Source organism: Agrobacterium sp. MS2 (assembly GCF_003261015.1).
In the GTDB taxonomy this organism is placed as follows: domain Bacteria; phylum Pseudomonadota; class Alphaproteobacteria; order Rhizobiales; family Rhizobiaceae; genus Agrobacterium; species Agrobacterium pusense.
In genome coordinates this window covers 215,345-232,094 of sequence record NZ_QLNF01000056.1, presented here as the reverse complement: position 1 = coordinate 232,094, position 16,750 = coordinate 215,345, and the positions used below count along the sequence as shown (strand labels likewise).

Sequence of the window (16,750 nt, the reverse complement as noted above, 5' to 3'; positions counted from 1 at the left end):
TTAAAGAATGAGTATAGGTTTTTTGAAACTGATATCCTATCCCTTTCCTATGACGCTTCTGCCCCGGACCCACCTCTGCAATCGCATCGCCAGCGAAACCGCGGGCGTCGTGTTTCTGCGCGCACCGGCGGGTGCGGGAAAAAGCGTATTGCTGGAGACGCTGGCAAAGGAGCTCGGAGCTCAGATATGCCGCACGCACCAGCCGCAAAGCGATGACGCGGTCAGTGGCAACCTGCTGTGGGACATTCCAGTTTTTGCAAGGGCGGTACGCATGCCAGCCCCCATTCTGGAGTCGGTGCGTTTCGTCGTCATCGCCTGCCGGCCAGACCAGAGGATCAGCGGCATGGCGCGTCACATCCTGCATCACGGCTCGCTCACCATAGGACCGGAAGAACTCGCCTTGCGGCCAGATGAGGTGGACGACCTTCCACCCGGGCAACGACGGCTGGCACTCGAGGATTACGCGGGATGGCCGGCCTTTCTTTCGCTGGCGCGCCTGCCGGATGACACGTTATGCGCCGACTATCTGCGCGAAAGCTATCTGCCCCATCTCACGCCCGCCCAGACCGTCGAACTTTCCTTTTGGCTCGAAAACCCTTCCGCCGCCCCAGATGCTGACTGGGCCATGCTTCTGCCGCCCTTTCTGACGGGAAAACCCGACAATCACCACACACTGATACGGCTCCTAACGGTCGCGGCAAGAGAACGCCTCGCCACCTTGCAGGCCGGCAGCGCCGTGGTGGAGGTCGCCTCGGCCTTCGAAAAGGCAGGGCATTCGCTCGCAGCCATGGCGATGCTGCTCGATCGCGGTTACGAGACCCATGCCGCGCAAATCCTCGAACGCGCCCATGGGCGGGAACTGATCTACCGAAGCAGCGTCGACAGGTTTCGCGAAATCATCATGCGGTTTTCGCAGGATATGATCACCTCCAATGAAACCGTCCTTTTCGCGGTTACCCGCGCCTTGCTGAAACAGGGCGAATTGCAGCGCGTGCGCCATCTGCTCGGCAAAAGCCTCGGCTCGGATTACCTTGACCCGCTGAAGGTGCTAGCCCGCGGCTCGCGGTTTTCCTTCGCAGCCCGCACCTTCCGGCTGAACCTGATGATCGCCGAGGACCTGACGCCCAATGACGCGGTGATAACGCGGCTTGGCGAGTTCATGGCGGATTACCCCATGGACGATCACGGGAAATGGGCGGCCTATTACAATGCGCTGCTTGAATTCGAAATCCGCCGTCGCAATTTCCGCGAGGCAGAGGCGGCCGCCGCCCGCGCGCTTATCTATCTGCGCAAGATGGGCGGGCAGCCTCTGCTCGAATTCTTCATCCATCTGCACCAGATCGTGCTGCGGCTGATGAGCGGCGATGTGCTTCTGGCGCGCCGGGCGGCGCAGGAGGCGCGCGCACGGCTGGAACAGGTGCCGCATGATGCCATGCAGGAGTTCCGGATGCTGCGACTGGCGGAAGCCTGCCTTGCCTATGAGGCCGGAAAACCGCGCGACCTGCTGCATTTCGTCGAACATGATTTTGATCATTTCGCCGCCGCCGAAATCTGGCCGAGTCTGATGCAGTTTGCACTGCATTACGCCTCGCAGGTGCTGATCGACCATTTTCCGATGACCGTTCGCCCGGGTTTTCTGGACGGACTCTGGATTCATCTGTCGGAGGGGTTGCAGTTTCATGCGATGATGGAGATCAGAACGGCCATCGCCTATCAGAACGCCAACCGTTGGGCAGATGCCGCAGCGACGCTTTCAGCAGTTCGCATGCCCATGGGCCGTAACTGGGTGGAGAGCGCCCACGAAGACCTCTCCCGCCTGACACGTCGTGATGAAATCGCCTATGTCATGGCCTGGCTGCGCGATGCGGTGCACCTGTTCACACCCCGCGCCTATCTCTCCCGGCAGATCGATGCGATGATCGCCAATCCAAAGGTCACCAATCGCGAGAAGGTCGCATTGAGAATCTGGCAGAGCTATGCCGCGCACCAGCGCCGTGACAACGCCGCCGCCCGCGCGCATATAATCACCGCGCTCGAATCGGCGACCCGCCTTGGCTGCAACGGTGTGCTGTCGGAAGAGCGCGTCTTCCTTTCGCCGCTTCTCAACAATCGCCGCATCCGCAGTTTCATCGAAACCTCATCCGATGTCCGCACCGCGCTGTCTATTTTCGCCGCCTCGGTGAACTCACCGCAGGCTCGGGCGCTGCATGGCGGCCTTTCTCAACGGGAAGCACAGATGCTGCAACTATTGGCCAGCGGCATGTCGAACAAGAAGATTGCTCAGACGCTCAACATCTCGGAAGTGACGGTGAAGTTTCACCTTGGCAACCTGTTCCGCAAGCTGGATTGCAAACGCCGCGCGGAGGCGATCCGCGCGGCGAAAGCACTGGGCTGGTTATGAGGCTCAGCGGTTATTCTTCTTGCGCCATTCGGCAAAGGCCGTCTGGTGCTCTTCCTTGGTGCAGGGGTAAAGGCCGATGATCGTCTGGCCGGCCTTGACCTGCTCTACCACGAAATCCTCATAGGCTGTCATTTCAACCGCCTCCGTCGCCACTTCATCAGCAATGCCGGCGGGGATGACGATGACGCAATCGGCATCACCCACGATGATGTCGCCGGGAAACACCGGTGCATCGCCGCAGCCGATGGGGCCGTTGATCTCGATGGCCTCGTGTTTGGTCAGATTGGTGGGGCTCGAAGGGCGGGTGTGGTAGGCCGGAATCTCCAGTTCGGCAATGGTGGCCGCATCCCGGAAACCGCCATCGGAAACGATGCCCGCACCACCGCGAACCATCAGACGCGTCACCAGAATATCGCCGGCCGAGGCGGCAGAGGCGTCCTTGCGGCTGTCCATGACAAGCACGTGGCCCGGCGGGCAGGTTTCGATGGCAACACGCTGCGGATGGGCGGGATTGCGGAATTCTACGAGCTGGTTGCGATCCTCGCGGGCCGGCATGTAGCGCAGGGTAAAGGCCGGGCCCACCATGTTCTTGCCCTTGTAGCCCAGCGGGCGAACGCCCTGAATGACCTGGTTTCGCAAGCCGCGCTTGTAAAGCGCTGTCGCTAGCGTGGCGACGGAAATCGTCATCAGTTTTTCGCGCGTTTCATTATTCATGTCTGTTTCCTCGCAATGGCCGGATGGATGTGTTTCAAGTCCTGTGAATGGGCTCATCGATAAAAATGCCGCCCTGATATTTTGCGATCGCTGCCTCGGGGCCGGGGCGCGGGACGTCGCGCTCGATTTCCGCCCGGTAACGCGCGGCATTGTCGCGCGGCTGCCAGCCGAGAAAATCGACATGGGAATTATCCCACCAGCTGTCGTCATTGGCTGAAACGCCCCAGATAACCGGGCAGCAGAGTTTCGGCACGCGGAAGGTCGCCTCTATCAGAGAGACGAAGTCACCGTAGCTGAGCCAGGTCGACAACATGCGCCAGTTCGTGGGTTTCTCGTCACAGGAGCCGATACGCACGATAGCCGTCTCCTGTCCGAATTTGGAATGGTAGAGGCTTGCCATGGCCTCGCCGAAAATCTTCGAAACCCCATAGAGGCCATCAGGCAGAAAAGGCGTCTCAGGGCTAAGTTGCTGGCCCTGCGGATAATAACCGATCGTGTGGTTGCTGGAGGCGAAAAGGATGCGGGGATTGCCGTGTGCTCTGGCCGCCTCGTAAAGATTGTAAACACCACGCAGATTGGCAGCCTCGATCGGGTCAAAAGCCCTCTCGACGGAAATGCCGCCGAGATGGACGATACCGTCGCAATCCTTGACCAGATCGTAAACTGCCTGCTCGTCCTCCAGCGCGCAGCGGACGAACTCTTCATGAGGCGCTGGCGAACCGAGATCAACCACATCAGAAAGACGGAGGGTTTCGGCAACATGGCCAAGCCGCCCGCGCAACATGCTGCCCAGCTTGCCGCCGGCACCGGTGATGAGCAATCGCTTCAACATGATGGGGCCTCTTAGAAAATATCGGGCTCGCCGGCGGAACGGCCGAAATCTGTCTGCAAGAAGTCGAAGTCGCAACCCTGGTCGGCCTGCGTCACGTGCTTGGAGAAGAGATAACCGTACCCACGTTCATAACGCGGCGCAGGCGCTTGCCATGCCGCCCGGCGCTGAGCGATTTCCTCTTCGCTGACCAGCATGTCGAGACGACGCTGCGGCAGGTCGAGGCGGACGATATCGCCGTTTTTCAGCAGCGCCAGCGGGCCGCCAACGAAGCTTTCCGGTGCGACATGCAGTACGCAGGCACCGTAGGACGTGCCGGACATGCGGGCGTCCGAGATGCGCAGCATATCGCGATGGCCCTTTTTGATCAGCGCCTTTGGAATGGGCAACATGCCCCATTCCGGGAAGCCGGGGCCGCCGAGCGGACCGGCATTGCGCAGCACCAGCACATGATCGGGCGTCACATCGAGATTTTCATCGTCGATGGCGGCTTTCATTTCAGGGTAGCTGTCAAACACCAGCGCCGGACCCTGATGTATATGGAGTTTGGGATCGCAGGCGGCGGGTTTTATGACGGCACCGTCAGGGCAGAGATTGCCGCGCAGCACGGCAAGAGAGCCTTCCGCATAGACGGGATTGTCCAGCGAGCGGATGACGTCGTCGTTGTAGACCTTTGCACCCTCAAGGTTTTCGCCCATGCTGCGGCCAGTCACTGTCAGCACGGAACAGTCGAGACGACTTTCCAGCTGCTTCATCAGCGCCCTCAGGCCACCGGCGTAAAAGAAGTCCTGCATCAGATAGTTCTTGCCGGAGGGGCGGACATTGGCGATGAGCGGTGTAACGCGGCCAAGTTCGTCCAGCTCATCCAGCGTCATCGGCACGCCGGCGCGGCGCGCCATGGCGATGAGGTGGACGACGGCATTGGTGGAACAACCTGTCGCCATGGCGACGATGGCAGCGTTGCGGAAAGCTGCCGCCGTAAGGATGCGGTTCGGTGTCAGGTCTTCCGACACCATCTCGACAACGCGGCGGCCACAGGCTGCGGACATGCGCTGATGTTCGGAATCGACTGCCGGAATGGAGGAGGCCCCCGGCAGGGTGATGCCGAGCGCGTCGGCAATGGCCGTCATGGTCGAGGCCGTGCCCATCGTCATGCACACACCGGCAGAACGGGCGATGCCGCCCTGCACGCCACGCCATTCCTCGTCCGTAACATTGCCTGCGCGGCGCTCATCCCAATATTTCCAGGCGTCCGAACCCGAGCCCAGCACCTTGCCGGCGTAATTTCCGCTCAGCATCGGGCCGGCGGGCAGATAGATCATCGGCACACCGGCCGAGATCGCACCCATGACGAGGCCCGGCGTCGTCTTGTCGCAACCGCCCATCAGCACCACACCATCCAGCGGATGCGAGCGGATCATTTCTTCCGTCTCCATCGCCAGCATGTTGCGGTAAAGCATCGATGTCGGCTTGGTGAAGCTCTCATCCACGGAAAGCGACGGCATTTCGACGGGGAAGCCGCCAGCCTGCAACACGCCGCGTTTCACATCCTGCACGCGCTCCGGAAAGTGCGAATGACAGGTGTTGAGCTCCGACCAGGTGTTGAGGATGCCGATGACGGGTTTGCCGATAAAATCCTCCTCCGCATAGCCCAGCTGCATCATGCGCGAGCGGTGGCCGAAGCTGCGCAGGTCGTCGGGAGCGAACCAGCGGTCGGAGCGGAGTTTTTTATCGGTCATGTCATTGGTCCTACGTTGCGGGTGGTGCCTAAGGCTGTCAGTCCTGCCGGAGCGTCAGCCCGCTCGTCGTGTCGAAAAGGTGGACGTGTTGAAGTGGCGCCGACAGGCGGATGACTTCGCCCGCCGATGTCGAGGTCTGGCCGGAAAGATGCAGCGTTACAGGAGTGCCGTCACCGAGATTACCGTAGAGATAGGACTCGCCGCCCAGCTGTTCCGCCGTGCGCACCGACATGGTCAACGCGCCGCCCTCGCCCGGCTCCACATGGTTCGGACGGATGCCGAGCGTCACCTTCTGGCCGGGCTTATAGGCAAAGCCGGTCTGTGGCAGCGGGATAGTCTCGCCCGTCGCGATTTTAAGCGCAGGTGTCGCGTCCGAAGACACTTCGCCTGCGAAAAAGTTCATTTTCGGCGAGCCGATAAAGCCTGCCACGAAGAGATTGGCCGGGCGGTTGTAGAGGTCGAGCGGCACGCCAAATTGTTCGAGTTTACCAGCCCGCAAAACGGCGATCTTGTCGGCCATGGTCATCGCTTCCACCTGATCATGCGTGACGTAGATCATGGTGTTGCCGAGACGCCGGTGCAGACTGGAAATTTCGCCGCGCATATCGACGCGCAGTTCCGCATCGAGGTTGGAAAGCGGTTCGTCGAAGAGGAACACGCGAGGTTCCCGCACCACGGCGCGGCCGATGGCGACGCGCTGGCGCTGCCCACCCGACAAATCCTTGGGACGACGCTCGAGAAGCTGATCGATCTGCAGCATCTTGGCGACCTGCGCGATCTTCTCGGCGATCTCCTTCTTCGGCGTGCCGATGTTCTCAAGACCGAAAGAGAGGTTTTCGCGGACCGTCATATGCGGATAAAGCGCGTAGGACTGGAACACCATTGCAAGGCCGCGATCCGCAGCGGGCACCGTATTGACCACATCGCCGCCGATGACGATATCGCCGCCGCTCAACTCTTCCAGGCCCGAGATCATGCGCAGCAGCGTCGACTTGCCACAGCCGGAAGGGCCGACGAACACGCAGAATTCGCCGTGCTTGATATCGAGATCAACGCCTTTGATCACATCGAGGGCGCCATATGTTTTTTTGACCTGACGAAGCTCTATACTTGCCATTGTCGTATTTCCTCCCTGAGGATTATTTGCCGCCTGTCGACGCAATGCCGGTGGCGATATATTTTTGCAGGAACATGAAGACCAGCGCGATCGGGGCGAGTGTCAGCACCGTCATGGCCAGAAGATTGCTCCACTCCGTCGTCATCTCGCCCTGGAAGGAGTTGAGCGCCAGCTGTAGGGTGAAGTTGTCGTTGCGGGTCAGCACGATCAGCGGCCAGAGGAAGTCGTTCCAGCGCCACATGATCGCAAGGATCGCTAGAACCGCGAGCGCGGGTGCCGAGAGCGGCAGGATGATGCGCCAGTAGATTTTCCACTCGCTGGCCTTGTCCATGCGCGCCGCATCGAGGATCTCGTCCGGTATCGTGAGCATGTATTGCCGCAGCAGGAAGACGCCCGTGGGTGTCGCCGCACCGGGAATGATGACGCCCCACAGACTGTTGATCAAACCGAGCTGGCTGGTGATGAGAAACAGCGGCACAAGCACGACGGTCTGCGGGATCATAAGCGTACCGACCACCAGCGCCAGCACGGCGCCCCTGCCCTTGAACTGATATTTCGAGAGCGCGAAGGCCGCCATGGAATTGACGATCAGCATGATGATGGTCGAGGTGACCGTGATGAAGGTCGAGTTCCAGAAATAGAGCGGGAAATTGAAGCGCTGGAAAAGCTCGGTGTAGTTTTCCGTCGCGAGCGCCACCTTTTCAGCCGGCTTCAGCTCGTTGAACTGCATCTTCAGCACTTCCGCCGGCTTGGCGGGATCAACCACCTGCGCCACGAGGCCGATACGCCTGATCATGCCGAGCTTGCGGCCATCCTTGTCGACATAGGCCGGCAGCGGATTTGGCTGCCCGTCCACCACCATGGTTTCCTGGCTATAGGGCAGCAGCCGTGGCGGAAAGCGCTGGAGATCGGCTTCCGTCTTGAACGACGAGAGCACCAGCCAAACGACAGGACCGAACATCATCAGCACGGCCACGCCGAGATAGGCGTAGGACAGCCAGTCGGTCCAATGCAGCTTGCCGTTACGGCCGCGGGTACGGGTCAGAAATGCGCCAATCCTAGCCATCGACCTTGCTCCTGTTTGCCCGGAATTGCAGCGCGGTCAGCACCACGAGCACCACGGCGAGCAGCAGCGAAGCGGCGGCCGCAAGTCCGAAATTCCGGGGCGTCCCGGCAAAGCCGGTCTGATAGATGAATTGAATGATGAAGGTCGTCGCCGAACCCGGGCCACCGCCGGTAAAGGCAAAGACTTCATCGAAAGTTTGCACGCCCTTGATGACCGACAGGACGAGAACGACGAGCATGGTGGGCGCAAGCAGCGGCAGGGTGATGCGCCGGAAGATGCGCCATGGGCTTGCCTTGTCCAGCTGCGCCGCCTCGTAGACATCGCGCGGGATCGCCTGAAGGCCGGCGAGGAGAATGAGCGTGTAAAAACCCATATGCGCCCAGACCGACAGGAAGACCGACCAACCGAAGGCAAGATTGGCTTCGAGCAACCAGTCCACCGAACCGAGGCCCAGGCCTTCCATCGCCGCATTGAGAACGCCGAAACGCTGGAGTATCCACTTCCAGATCAAGGCCACGACGACAGGCGACAGCAAAACAGGGAAGAAGAACACCGCACGGAAAAAGCCGCGCGCCCGGATATCGCGGTTCAGCACGATGGCCGTGATCAGCGAAAAGCCGACCATGAAACCCACCTGCAGCACGACGAAGAACAGCGTGTTCCAGACGGAACGCCAGAAGAGATCGCGCGCACAGGAATTGGGATCGAGATAATTCTGACAGGAAAGAAGGACCGAAAAGTTTTCGCCGCCCACCGAAGGGCGCTCGGAAAGCAATATGTGTTCGCTGCCGGTCACGGAGTAGGCCATGTTCAGCAGGATCGGCAGGAAGGCGAAGACCGCAAACAGGATCAGGTTGGGTGTCAGAAACACCCACGCAATCCGCCTGTGGCCAAGAACCTTCTGCAGAAAGGAAAAGGGCAATTCAACGATGCCCATGACGGGCGCAAGAAATTTATACATGAGGGTCCTCCTTCGATCCGGCGCGGCGCGGCATGCGCCGCGCCGGAAGGCGATGGATCACTTCGCCTGTTTCAACGCTTCCTCAAGGTCCGTCTTCGCACGGGCCATGGCCTCATCAACGGTGCTTTCACCGACGATAGCCTGCGTGATGCGCTGGACTGAGATGTTGAACATGGCGCGGTTGTTCTTGTAGCCCTGGTAGGCGTAGGCAATCGGGCTGAGACCGGGGATCTGGTCGAGCCAGGCATTCATGGCCTTCTGCGTCGCAGGCGTCGCGCCGGTATAGGTCACGCCCTTGTCCGCCACCGACTTGTTCGCCGGAACGTTGCGGGTACGCACCGTAAAGTCGAGATAGTTCTCGTCCTGAGCAAGGAAGTTCAGGATGTCGGCGACGATCTTCGGGTTTTTGGTCTGCTTGAAACCGACGATGCCGGTGCCGCCAGGCATGCCGGTGCAGGCTGCGCCACCGCAGGGCTGCGGCACGACTTCCCAGTCAAAGGCATCGCCGACCTGGCTGTCGAAGCGCGCCGTCTGCCAGCTGCCGGAATAATAATAGACCAGCTGGCCGTTGATGAATTCCTGCGCGGCGTCACGGTAGGTATTGCCGCCCTGACCAGCCCAGACGTCACGCGCCATGGTGCCGTCCTTGTTCCACTCCACGAACTTCTTCACGAACGTGGTGAAGCCTTCATCGACGAGGATCGGCTTGCCGTCGGCGTCGAAAATCTTCGCGCCGTACGAAATGGCCGGGCCGGCGATGCGGTGGCCGGAACGGTCGATCGCCATCGGGTAAGGCGTGCCGGTTGCCTTGGCGACGGCATTGGCGGCCTTCGCCCAGTCGTCCAGCGTCGCATCCTTGCCGGGAACGGCGACGTTTGCCTGATCGAAAAGGGTGCGATTGATGAAGGCGCCGGTGATGGTGAGCTGCGTGTGCATGCCGTAGATGCCCTTGTCGTCAGGGCCGCTGCGGTACCATTTCAGCACGTTGGAGAAATTATCCTCCCAATATTTCGCGTCCACATAGGGCGTCAGATCGAGATAATAGCGGTTGAGACCGCCAAGATCGGTCACGGTTGCGAAGTCAGGACCGCTGCCGCCGGCGAGCTGCACGGGCAGACCTTCCAGCAGCGCCTTGTAGGGCACGACATCGGTGACGATCTTCACATCAGGATGCTGCTTTTCGTAACGTGCAAGAATATCCTTCAGGATTTCGCAGCCGTTACCGTCATAAGCGCAGGTGAAGCGCACTTCCTGGGCCGCCTGCGCGGCACCGGCAAAGGACGCCGCGCCAATGGCGAGCGCCAGTGCCATGCTGTATTTTCTGGTCATCTGGTTTCCTCCCGTTAGATGATTATGCTTTTGCGGATGCGCTCGGAGCCCAGCCCTTGATCCACTCACCTTCGGCGGCGTCGGACAGACGAACCGGCTTTCCTTCCCGGACCGATCGGTAGATGGCTGTCACGAGTTCAATGGACTGCAAGCCGTCATGAACCGTCACTTCCTTGCCGCCGCGTCCTTCCATCGCGTCGGCAATGGCTTCGACAAAACCGGCAAAGCCGTTTTCGCCATCCGCTACGGTCGCCAGAACGGCGTCGATCTGATCCTGTGTCGTCGGGGCGCGGGCGATGAAACGCCAGGTGTCTTCTGCCGGACGATACGGCAAGGTGCCGCTTTCCGCCGTGAAGCCCTCGAAGCAGAAACGCAGGCGCGAGGTGTCTTCGGCCGCGCCGAGCGTGACCGAGCTTGTTGCGAGCGCACCGCTTTTCATGCGGAAGCTGAGTGCTGCGCAATCTTCGGTTTCGATTTTGTTGACCCGCGTATCGGCCATGGCGAAAACTTCCTCGACCGGACCGAGGACGTGGCAGAGAAGATCATGGGCATGAATGGCATGACCAAGGATTGCACCGCCGCACTCACCCTTCCAGGTGCCGCGCCAGGGAATGTCGTAATAGCTGGCACCACGGTTCCAATGGACTTCCGAGCTCGCGACAAAGGCCTTGCCGGCAAGACCGGCATCGATGAGCGCGCGCATCTGCCGCATGGCGTGTCCGAAGCGGTACTGGAACACGGGAAACACGCCGCGACCGGTCTTCTTGACGGAGTCGATCAGCGCATTGGCTTCTTCCAGAGAGCGGACCAGCGGCTTTTCGCAGACCACATCCTTGCCCGCCGCATGCGCCTTCAGCGTCACCGGAAAATGCAGGTGCGGCGGCAGGCAGACGTCGATCAGCTGGATGCTCTCATCGGCCAGAACCTCATCGAGATCGGTGGTGAGATGAATGGAGGTATCACCGCCGGCGACGGAGCGGGCGCGCTCCAGATCGAGATCGCAGATCGCCTTGACGACGAAGCGATTGGGTAGCGCCCGATAGCCGCTCAGATGCTGGGCGCCGATGCCGGCGCCGATGATGGCAACACCAATCATTTCGAGGCTCCCTCAGCCTTGGCCTGTGCCTGCAGCGACAGGTCGCAGACCTTGAAGACGTGTTCCTGCGTCATTGCCGTTTCCGTGCGGTTGCGGATATCGTCGCAGATGCGAGCGAAATAGGGCAGGCCAGCACCGGAAGCATCGATATACTCGCAGCGGTCACCATTCACGAGAACGAGGCGGTCGGTGCCTTCGGTGTTGCCGACGTCAACATATTTACGCAGCTCGATGTAGCCCTCGGTGCCGAGAATGGTCAGACGACCGTCACCCCAGGTCGGCAACGCATCCGGTGTATACCAGTCGACGCGGATATAGCCGTGGCCCTTGTCGCCGCGCAGCACGACCTCGCCAAAATCCTGAAGGCCAGGATCGTGCGGGTTGGCGTAATTGGCAACGGTGGCGGACACGATCTCAACCTCGGTCGAACCCGTGAAGAACATGAACTGGTCGATCTGGTGGCTGGCAATGTCGGTGATGATACCACCGTAGGCTTCGCGCTCGAAGAACCACTTCGGGCGAATCTGGCGGTTCAGGCGGTGCGGGCCAAGGCCGACAGTCTGGATGACGCGGCCGATGGCGCCCTGCGCAACGAGTTCAGCAGCCTTGGTCACGCTTGGGACTTCGAAGCGCTCGGAGAAATCCACGGTCCAGATGCGCTTGGTCTTTGCGACTGTCTGGCGCAGGCGGTCGAGCTGTTCGAAGGTGGTGCAGCCCGGCTTGTCCGACATGACATCCTTGCCGGCTTCCATCGCTGCGATCGCTAGATCGGCGCGCTTGGAGGGAATATCGGCGATCACGACGAGATCGACGGTGCCGTCAGCCAGCAGCGCCTCTTTCGATGCTGCGCGCGGCACATCCGGGAAGCGCTTGACGAAGCCTTCCACGACATCGGGCTCGCCTTCCGTCCACCAGCCGGCAAATTCGGCGCCAGCATCCAGCAGGTTCTGGGCCATGCCGAAAATGTGCCGGTGCTCAATCCCGAGAGCGACGAACTTGATTGCTTTACTCATCCTGCAGTTCCACTTCCTTGCCGGTGTCGGCCGAGTTGATGATCGCGTCGATCAATCTGTGAGACAAAAGAGCCGCTTCACCGGTGACGACCGGCGGGCGTCCTGAAGAGATGGCGTCTGCGAAATCATCGAAGACGCCCTGATGCCATTCATGCGTGAAAGCCATGGGGTCGGCGCCGCCGCCCGTGCCAGCGGCAGCGCCGCCAAAAGTCTCCTGCCGGCCATCGCGCCAGTCGAGATGCAACAGACCCGAAGCAAGCCGAAGGCTGGCATTGTCGAAATGCAGCAGGATCGATTCCGCAGCGCCGGGGAAACTTGCGGTACTTGCAACGAGCGAGCCAACGGCACCATTCTTGAAGCGCAGCCCGGCAGAAACATAATCTTCGGTTTCCATGCGATGGAACCGCGTCGTCGCAGCCATGGCCTGAACACGGGCCACTGGCCCCGTCAGGCTCAATGCCAGATCGATCGTATGAATTGCCTGGGAGATCAGGACGCCGCCGCCATCGCGCGCCAGCGTGCCGCGACCCGGTTCGTCGTAATAGGATTGCGCCCGCCACCAGGGCACGGAGATTTCGCAGAGGCCTAGCGCGCCGAGCGTGCCGCCATCAACGAGCTCACGGGCTTTTTGCGATGCAGCCCGCATGCGGTGCTGGAAGATGATGCCGAGAGTAACACCTGCCTCGCGACAAAGGGCAACGAGACCGTCTGCTTCCTGCGTATTGCGAGCGACGGGCTTCTCCATCAGGATGTGCTTGCCGGCTTTCGCCAGTTTCCCGACGATATCAATACGGGCATTTGGCGGTGTTGCGATGATGGCGAAATCGACATCCGTATCGCGCGCCGCCTCCTCGACTGAGGAATAAACCGCAACTTCATATCCGGTGTGTTTCGAGGCTTCGGCGGCCAGCGCCTTGGCGCGGCCGGAGCCACCGTCGACTATGCCTTTCAGGCGAATTTTTTCAGGGCTTGCCGCGCAGGCAAGCACATGCGTCTTCGCTACCATTCCGGCACCAACGATGACGCAGGTCTTGATATTTTGCATTTCGGGAGCCTCCTTCCCAATGCGCAATCATTTGCATACCGGTATGCCGGTTGTCAACAGACTTGTGTTCCGGTATACCGGTTATGAGAACGCTGGAGGGTATATGCCGAAAATTCCCGTGACAGGCGGCACCGTGCCGACAATGGAGCGACTGGACCTTAACCGTCCGGTCGTGGACCAGATTTATTCCGCGCTGAAATCCGCCATCCTTTCGCGGGAGCTTTTTCCCGGTCAGGCAGTCTCGGAAAACGAAATCGGACAATCGTTCAATTCCAGCCGAACCCCGGTGCGGGAGGCGCTGAGCCGTCTGCGCGACGATGGTTTGATCGTGACGCTTCCAAGCCGCGGCACCTATGTTTCGAGATTATCGGAAAAGAACATCCGCAGCGCGCAATTCATCCGCGAGGCACTTGAGGTGGCGGCAGTGTGCAGGCTGTGCCAGATCGGCCTGACTGCGGAAGCGGAACAGGAGATCGAACACGCCCTGAACGGCCAGCGGACAGCAATGCGCAATGGAGACAGAAAGGCTTTCCGCGTTCATGACGACCAATTCCACAGCGCGCTTGCCGCCGCGACGGGGCTTGAAAGACTGGAATCCCTGCTGATCCGCGAGAAGGCGGGGCTGGATCGCCTGCGCGCACTCGCCATAACCGACGAAGCGCATATGGCACGCCTGCTTTCCGAACATGAGGCGGTATATGACGCAATCAGGGCAGGAGACGAAGTCCGCGCGACCGATAATTTGCGCAAACATCTGAGACGTGTCCTCGGCATTCTTTCGCAAGTCTTCGAGAACCACCAGGACTATTTCGAGTAATTCTGCGGCATCTTTTTCAACGGTTCGAACATCATGAATACGGCAAATCCCGGACAAGCGCTTGCCATGTCGCAAACGAAACTTCTGTGCGACACGATGAGTACACTGGCGGAATCCCCTGTCTGGGACGAGCGGCGACAGGTGCTTTTCTGGTGCGATATTCTCGGAAAGACCGTGCGGTGCGCAGGTCTTGAGCCCGGCGTCTATCAAGAATGGCCGTTCCCCAGGACGGTTTCAAGTCTCGGCCTTTGCCAGAACGGCGAACTCATCGTCGCTTGTGGCATGGACATCGTCATCCTCGATCCGGACAGCGGCAAAACGCGTCTCCTCCATTCCATTCCGGCACCCGAAGGCATCCCCTGCCGGCTGAATGACGGACGGATCGGCCCGGACGGCGCTTTCTGGGTGGGAACAATGCACAATGTGCCGCTTTCGGACATGGAGCCCCATGGCGAGCTTTGGCGGATCACCGAAAAAAGCGCCGAGCGCATGCAGACCGGGCTGACATGCCCGAACGGCCTCGCTTTTTCTGCCGATGGATCAATCATGTGGCAAAGCGATTCCGTCCAGAAATGGATACGCCGGCGAAAATTCGACCGCCTGAACGGCACCTTCGATGAGGGCGTACAGGTGGCCCGGATGACCGAAGAAACAGGAAGACCCGATGGCGGCTGTCTCGATAGCAGCGGCAACTACTACAGCGCGGGCGTTTCCGCTGGCGTGTTGAACATTTTCTCGCCCGATGGCAAGCTGACGAACGTGATCGCGGCTCCTGTCCCTCACCCCACGATGGCCTGCTTCGGAGGGCCTGATTTCAGCATCCTTTTCCTGACATCACACCGCCACAACATGTCCGAAGACCGGCTTGAGAAAGCGCCATTCTCGGGCGGCGTCTGGGCTATCCCGACGCAAACGAGAGGGTTCGCCGGCTTCCGTTTTGGCGAAGGTGGATAACGCCCTCAGGTCGGGTTCGAATTCCTAATCCTCCCGGAAGGCGCGGCTGATCTGGTCCGTCAGCGGTTTGGCGATGTAGGACAGTGCCGTTCTTTCGCTGGTCTGGATAAAGGCCTCGGCGGGCATGCCCGGCATCAGCGGCGCATTGTTCAGCTTCTTCCGCTCGGTAACCGGGACGGAAATCCGTGCCAGATAATAGGAGAGCCCGGTGCGCTGATCTGTCGTGATATCCGCCGCAATGCGGCTGACATGACCTTCCAGCTCCGGCGTGACGCGCTGGTTGAAGGCGGTCATGCGCAGCATGGCCTTTTGCCCCACCTGAAGCTGGTCGATATCTTTCGGCAGGATCTGCACCTCGAGCGCAAGGTCATCTCCGTCAGGTACGATCAGCATGATCGGATCGGCCGGCGTTACGACGCCCCCCACCGTATGCACAGCCATTTCATGCACCGTCCCGGATTGCGGCGCGACGATATCAATGCGTTTCAATTGATCTTCGGCGGCAACCTTGCGCTCGACGAATTCGCCCATCTGGGCCTGTATTTCGCGCAGTTCCCTCCCGACCTCGGTCCGCAATTCCTGATCGATCTGAAGGATCTGCAGCTTGGTTTCGGTGATGCGCCCCGCAGTCTGTGCCTGATAGGCGATTTTTTCGCCGCGCTCCCCGCCGAATGTCGCGGCCTGAGTCTGCAGGCTGTTCAGCCGCTGCACGGAGACGACGCCCTGTTCGCGCAGCGATTTCTGCGAGGCAATTTCAGCCTGCAACACCGCAAGCCCGTTATCATAGGCCACTTCCTGCGCCTTCAGACCTTCGATCTCATGTTCGAACTGGGTGATGCGCTCGGACAGCTGCGCTTTCCTGCCCTCTCGATAGGACTTGCGGAATTCGAACAGCTTCGTTTCACTGCGCATGGCAGAAGCGACATTCGGGTCATCCATGCGCGCGATCAGAGTCCGCGGAAAGGCGAGTTCAGGCAAATCGTCCCGCTCGGCTTCCAGTCGGGCCATGCGTGCAGTCAGTTCGTCCAGGCGCTTGGTCACGATGGCGAGATTGGCACGGGTCTGCGTCGCATCGAGACGCATGACCACATCGCCGGCCTTCACCCTCTCGCCCTCATTCACAAGAATTTCACCGACGACACCGCCGCTCGGATGCTGGACCTTTTTCGTGTACGAATCCACAACCAGATGACCGGAGGCGACGACTGCACCGGCAAGACGGGTCGTCGCGGCCCAGCCGCCGACACCGGCCAGAAGCGCAATGCTTGCGGCAAGTCCCGCAAAGAGATGCTTGCGGATGGAGCGGGAAACGCTGCTGCGCTGATCAATCTTTGACATCCGTCTCTCCCTTCCGGCTGTTCTCTTCACGGCCGTCTTCCAGCCCGGCGGGCCGGGCCTGGGTATTGGCCACGACGCGCAGCGGTGAGACCGTTTGCGCGGAGGCGGTGAAACCTTTGCCGCCCTGCCCCTGCGGAACACGCAGCACCTTGGAAAGCACCTCGTCGCGCGGGCCAAAGGCCTTCATCCTTCCCTCTTCCATCATCAGGATGAAATCCACCGCACCGATGGCACTTGGCCGATGGGCGACGACAACGGCAATACCACCGCGCGCCTTGACGGAGGCAATCGACCGGACCACTGCCGCCTCGCCTTCCGCGTCAAGATTGGC

Annotated in this window: 14 protein-coding genes and 1 pseudogene; 3 read left to right on the top strand and 12 right to left on the bottom strand. The window is 60.4% G+C overall.

Going from position 1 to position 16,750, the window contains the following annotated elements; translation table 11 throughout:
• Positions 1-49 precede the first annotated feature (49 nt).
• On the top strand, positions 50-2,401 hold the full coding sequence (locus DOU54_RS16405; RefSeq protein ID WP_193603386.1) for a helix-turn-helix transcriptional regulator: 2,352 nt from the start codon (positions 50-52) through the stop codon (positions 2,399-2,401).
• Positions 2,402-2,404: 3 nt separating this feature from the next.
• On the opposite strand, the gene DOU54_RS16400 is transcribed toward DOU54_RS16405, so the two are convergent.
• The 10 genes from DOU54_RS16400 to DOU54_RS16355 are packed head-to-tail and all read right to left on the bottom strand — an operon-like array spanning position 2,405 to position 13,310.
• Entirely contained in the window at positions 2,405-3,115 is a 711-nt protein-coding gene (locus tag DOU54_RS16400; protein ID WP_113731648.1) for a ribonuclease activity regulator RraA, read from the bottom strand.
• A gap of 34 nt (positions 3,116-3,149) precedes the next feature.
• Positions 3,150-3,947, bottom strand: coding sequence for an NAD-dependent epimerase/dehydratase family protein (locus tag DOU54_RS16395; RefSeq protein WP_113731647.1), 798 nt, complete (start codon positions 3,945-3,947; stop codon positions 3,150-3,152).
• A gap of 11 nt (positions 3,948-3,958) precedes the next feature.
• Positions 3,959-5,683: an L-arabinonate dehydratase gene (gene araD / locus DOU54_RS16390; RefSeq protein ID WP_113731646.1), complete on the bottom strand. Its 1,725-nt coding sequence runs from the start codon at positions 5,681-5,683 to the stop codon at positions 3,959-3,961.
• A 37-nt stretch (positions 5,684-5,720) separates the two neighbouring features.
• The gene (locus DOU54_RS16385) at positions 5,721-6,800 is read right to left on the bottom strand and encodes an ABC transporter ATP-binding protein (RefSeq protein WP_113731645.1); all 1,080 of its coding nucleotides are present in this window, start codon (positions 6,798-6,800) and stop codon (positions 5,721-5,723) included.
• Between the two features lie 22 nt (positions 6,801-6,822).
• Positions 6,823-7,866, bottom strand: a complete 1,044-nt coding sequence (locus DOU54_RS16380) for a carbohydrate ABC transporter permease (protein ID WP_035208507.1) — start codon at positions 7,864-7,866, stop codon at positions 6,823-6,825.
• The gene (locus tag DOU54_RS16375; RefSeq protein WP_004438359.1) at positions 7,859-8,827 is read right to left on the bottom strand and encodes a carbohydrate ABC transporter permease; all 969 of its coding nucleotides are present in this window, start codon (positions 8,825-8,827) and stop codon (positions 7,859-7,861) included. The genes DOU54_RS16380 and DOU54_RS16375 overlap by 8 nt, the downstream gene beginning before the upstream one ends.
• Positions 8,828-8,884: 57 nt before the next feature.
• Complete coding sequence (locus tag DOU54_RS16370; RefSeq protein ID WP_004438356.1) at positions 8,885-10,156, bottom strand: ABC transporter substrate-binding protein; 1,272 nt, start codon at positions 10,154-10,156, stop codon at positions 8,885-8,887.
• Between the two features lie 22 nt (positions 10,157-10,178).
• Positions 10,179-11,252, bottom strand: a complete 1,074-nt coding sequence (locus DOU54_RS16365) for a Gfo/Idh/MocA family protein (RefSeq protein ID WP_113731644.1) — start codon at positions 11,250-11,252, stop codon at positions 10,179-10,181.
• Positions 11,249-12,265 carry a Gfo/Idh/MocA family protein gene (locus DOU54_RS16360; RefSeq protein ID WP_034498321.1) on the bottom strand — a complete coding sequence of 339 codons (1,017 nt, stop codon included), beginning with the start codon at positions 12,263-12,265 and terminating at the stop codon, positions 11,249-11,251. The genes DOU54_RS16365 and DOU54_RS16360 overlap by 4 nt, the downstream gene beginning before the upstream one ends.
• On the bottom strand, positions 12,258-13,310 hold the full coding sequence (locus DOU54_RS16355; RefSeq protein ID WP_034498323.1) for a Gfo/Idh/MocA family protein: 1,053 nt from the start codon (positions 13,308-13,310) through the stop codon (positions 12,258-12,260). The genes DOU54_RS16360 and DOU54_RS16355 overlap by 8 nt, the downstream gene beginning before the upstream one ends.
• A gap of 103 nt (positions 13,311-13,413) precedes the next feature.
• Between DOU54_RS16355 and DOU54_RS16350 the strand changes: the two genes are divergently transcribed.
• The gene (locus tag DOU54_RS16350; protein WP_162701986.1) at positions 13,414-14,127 is read left to right on the top strand and encodes a GntR family transcriptional regulator; all 714 of its coding nucleotides are present in this window, start codon (positions 13,414-13,416) and stop codon (positions 14,125-14,127) included.
• Between the two features lie 33 nt (positions 14,128-14,160).
• Complete coding sequence (locus tag DOU54_RS16345; RefSeq protein ID WP_193603378.1) at positions 14,161-15,081, top strand: SMP-30/gluconolactonase/LRE family protein; 921 nt, start codon at positions 14,161-14,163, stop codon at positions 15,079-15,081.
• A gap of 24 nt (positions 15,082-15,105) precedes the next feature.
• Here DOU54_RS16345 and DOU54_RS16340 read toward each other — a convergent pair whose 3' ends face one another.
• Entirely contained in the window at positions 15,106-16,419 is a 1,314-nt protein-coding gene (locus DOU54_RS16340; RefSeq protein WP_113731643.1) for an HlyD family type I secretion periplasmic adaptor subunit, read from the bottom strand.
• Positions 16,406-16,750: pseudogene (locus DOU54_RS28185) on the bottom strand (type I secretion system permease/ATPase); the annotation flags it as partial. The gene DOU54_RS16340 and the pseudogene DOU54_RS28185, both read right to left, overlap by 14 nt.

Bases quoted from the DNA above. Each gene is read 5' to 3' on its own strand.
- DOU54_RS16355 (WP_034498323.1), bottom strand. From the start codon at position 13,310: ATGCAAAATATCAAGACCTGCGTCATCGTTGGTGCCGGAATGGTAGCG.
- DOU54_RS16370 (WP_004438356.1), bottom strand. From the start codon at position 10,156: ATGACCAGAAAATACAGCATGGCACTGGCGCTCGCCATTGGCGCGGCG.
- DOU54_RS16345 (WP_193603378.1), top strand. From the start codon at position 14,161: ATGAATACGGCAAATCCCGGACAAGCGCTTGCCATGTCGCAAACGAAA.
- DOU54_RS16385 (WP_113731645.1), bottom strand. From the start codon at position 6,800: ATGGCAAGTATAGAGCTTCGTCAGGTCAAAAAAACATATGGCGCCCTC.
- DOU54_RS16405 (WP_193603386.1), top strand. From the start codon at position 50: ATGACGCTTCTGCCCCGGACCCACCTCTGCAATCGCATCGCCAGCGAA.
- DOU54_RS16365 (WP_113731644.1), bottom strand. From the start codon at position 11,252: ATGATTGGTGTTGCCATCATCGGCGCCGGCATCGGCGCCCAGCATCTG.
- araD (WP_113731646.1), bottom strand. From the start codon at position 5,683: ATGACCGATAAAAAACTCCGCTCCGACCGCTGGTTCGCTCCCGACGAC.
- DOU54_RS16400 (WP_113731648.1), bottom strand. From the start codon at position 3,115: ATGAATAATGAAACGCGCGAAAAACTGATGACGATTTCCGTCGCCACG.
- DOU54_RS16380 (WP_035208507.1), bottom strand. From the start codon at position 7,866: ATGGCTAGGATTGGCGCATTTCTGACCCGTACCCGCGGCCGTAACGGC.
- DOU54_RS16395 (WP_113731647.1), bottom strand. From the start codon at position 3,947: ATGTTGAAGCGATTGCTCATCACCGGTGCCGGCGGCAAGCTGGGCAGC.
- DOU54_RS16375 (WP_004438359.1), bottom strand. From the start codon at position 8,827: ATGTATAAATTTCTTGCGCCCGTCATGGGCATCGTTGAATTGCCCTTT.
- DOU54_RS16340 (WP_113731643.1), bottom strand. From the start codon at position 16,419: ATGTCAAAGATTGATCAGCGCAGCAGCGTTTCCCGCTCCATCCGCAAG.
- DOU54_RS16350 (WP_162701986.1), top strand. From the start codon at position 13,414: ATGCCGAAAATTCCCGTGACAGGCGGCACCGTGCCGACAATGGAGCGA.
- DOU54_RS16360 (WP_034498321.1), bottom strand. From the start codon at position 12,265: ATGAGTAAAGCAATCAAGTTCGTCGCTCTCGGGATTGAGCACCGGCAC.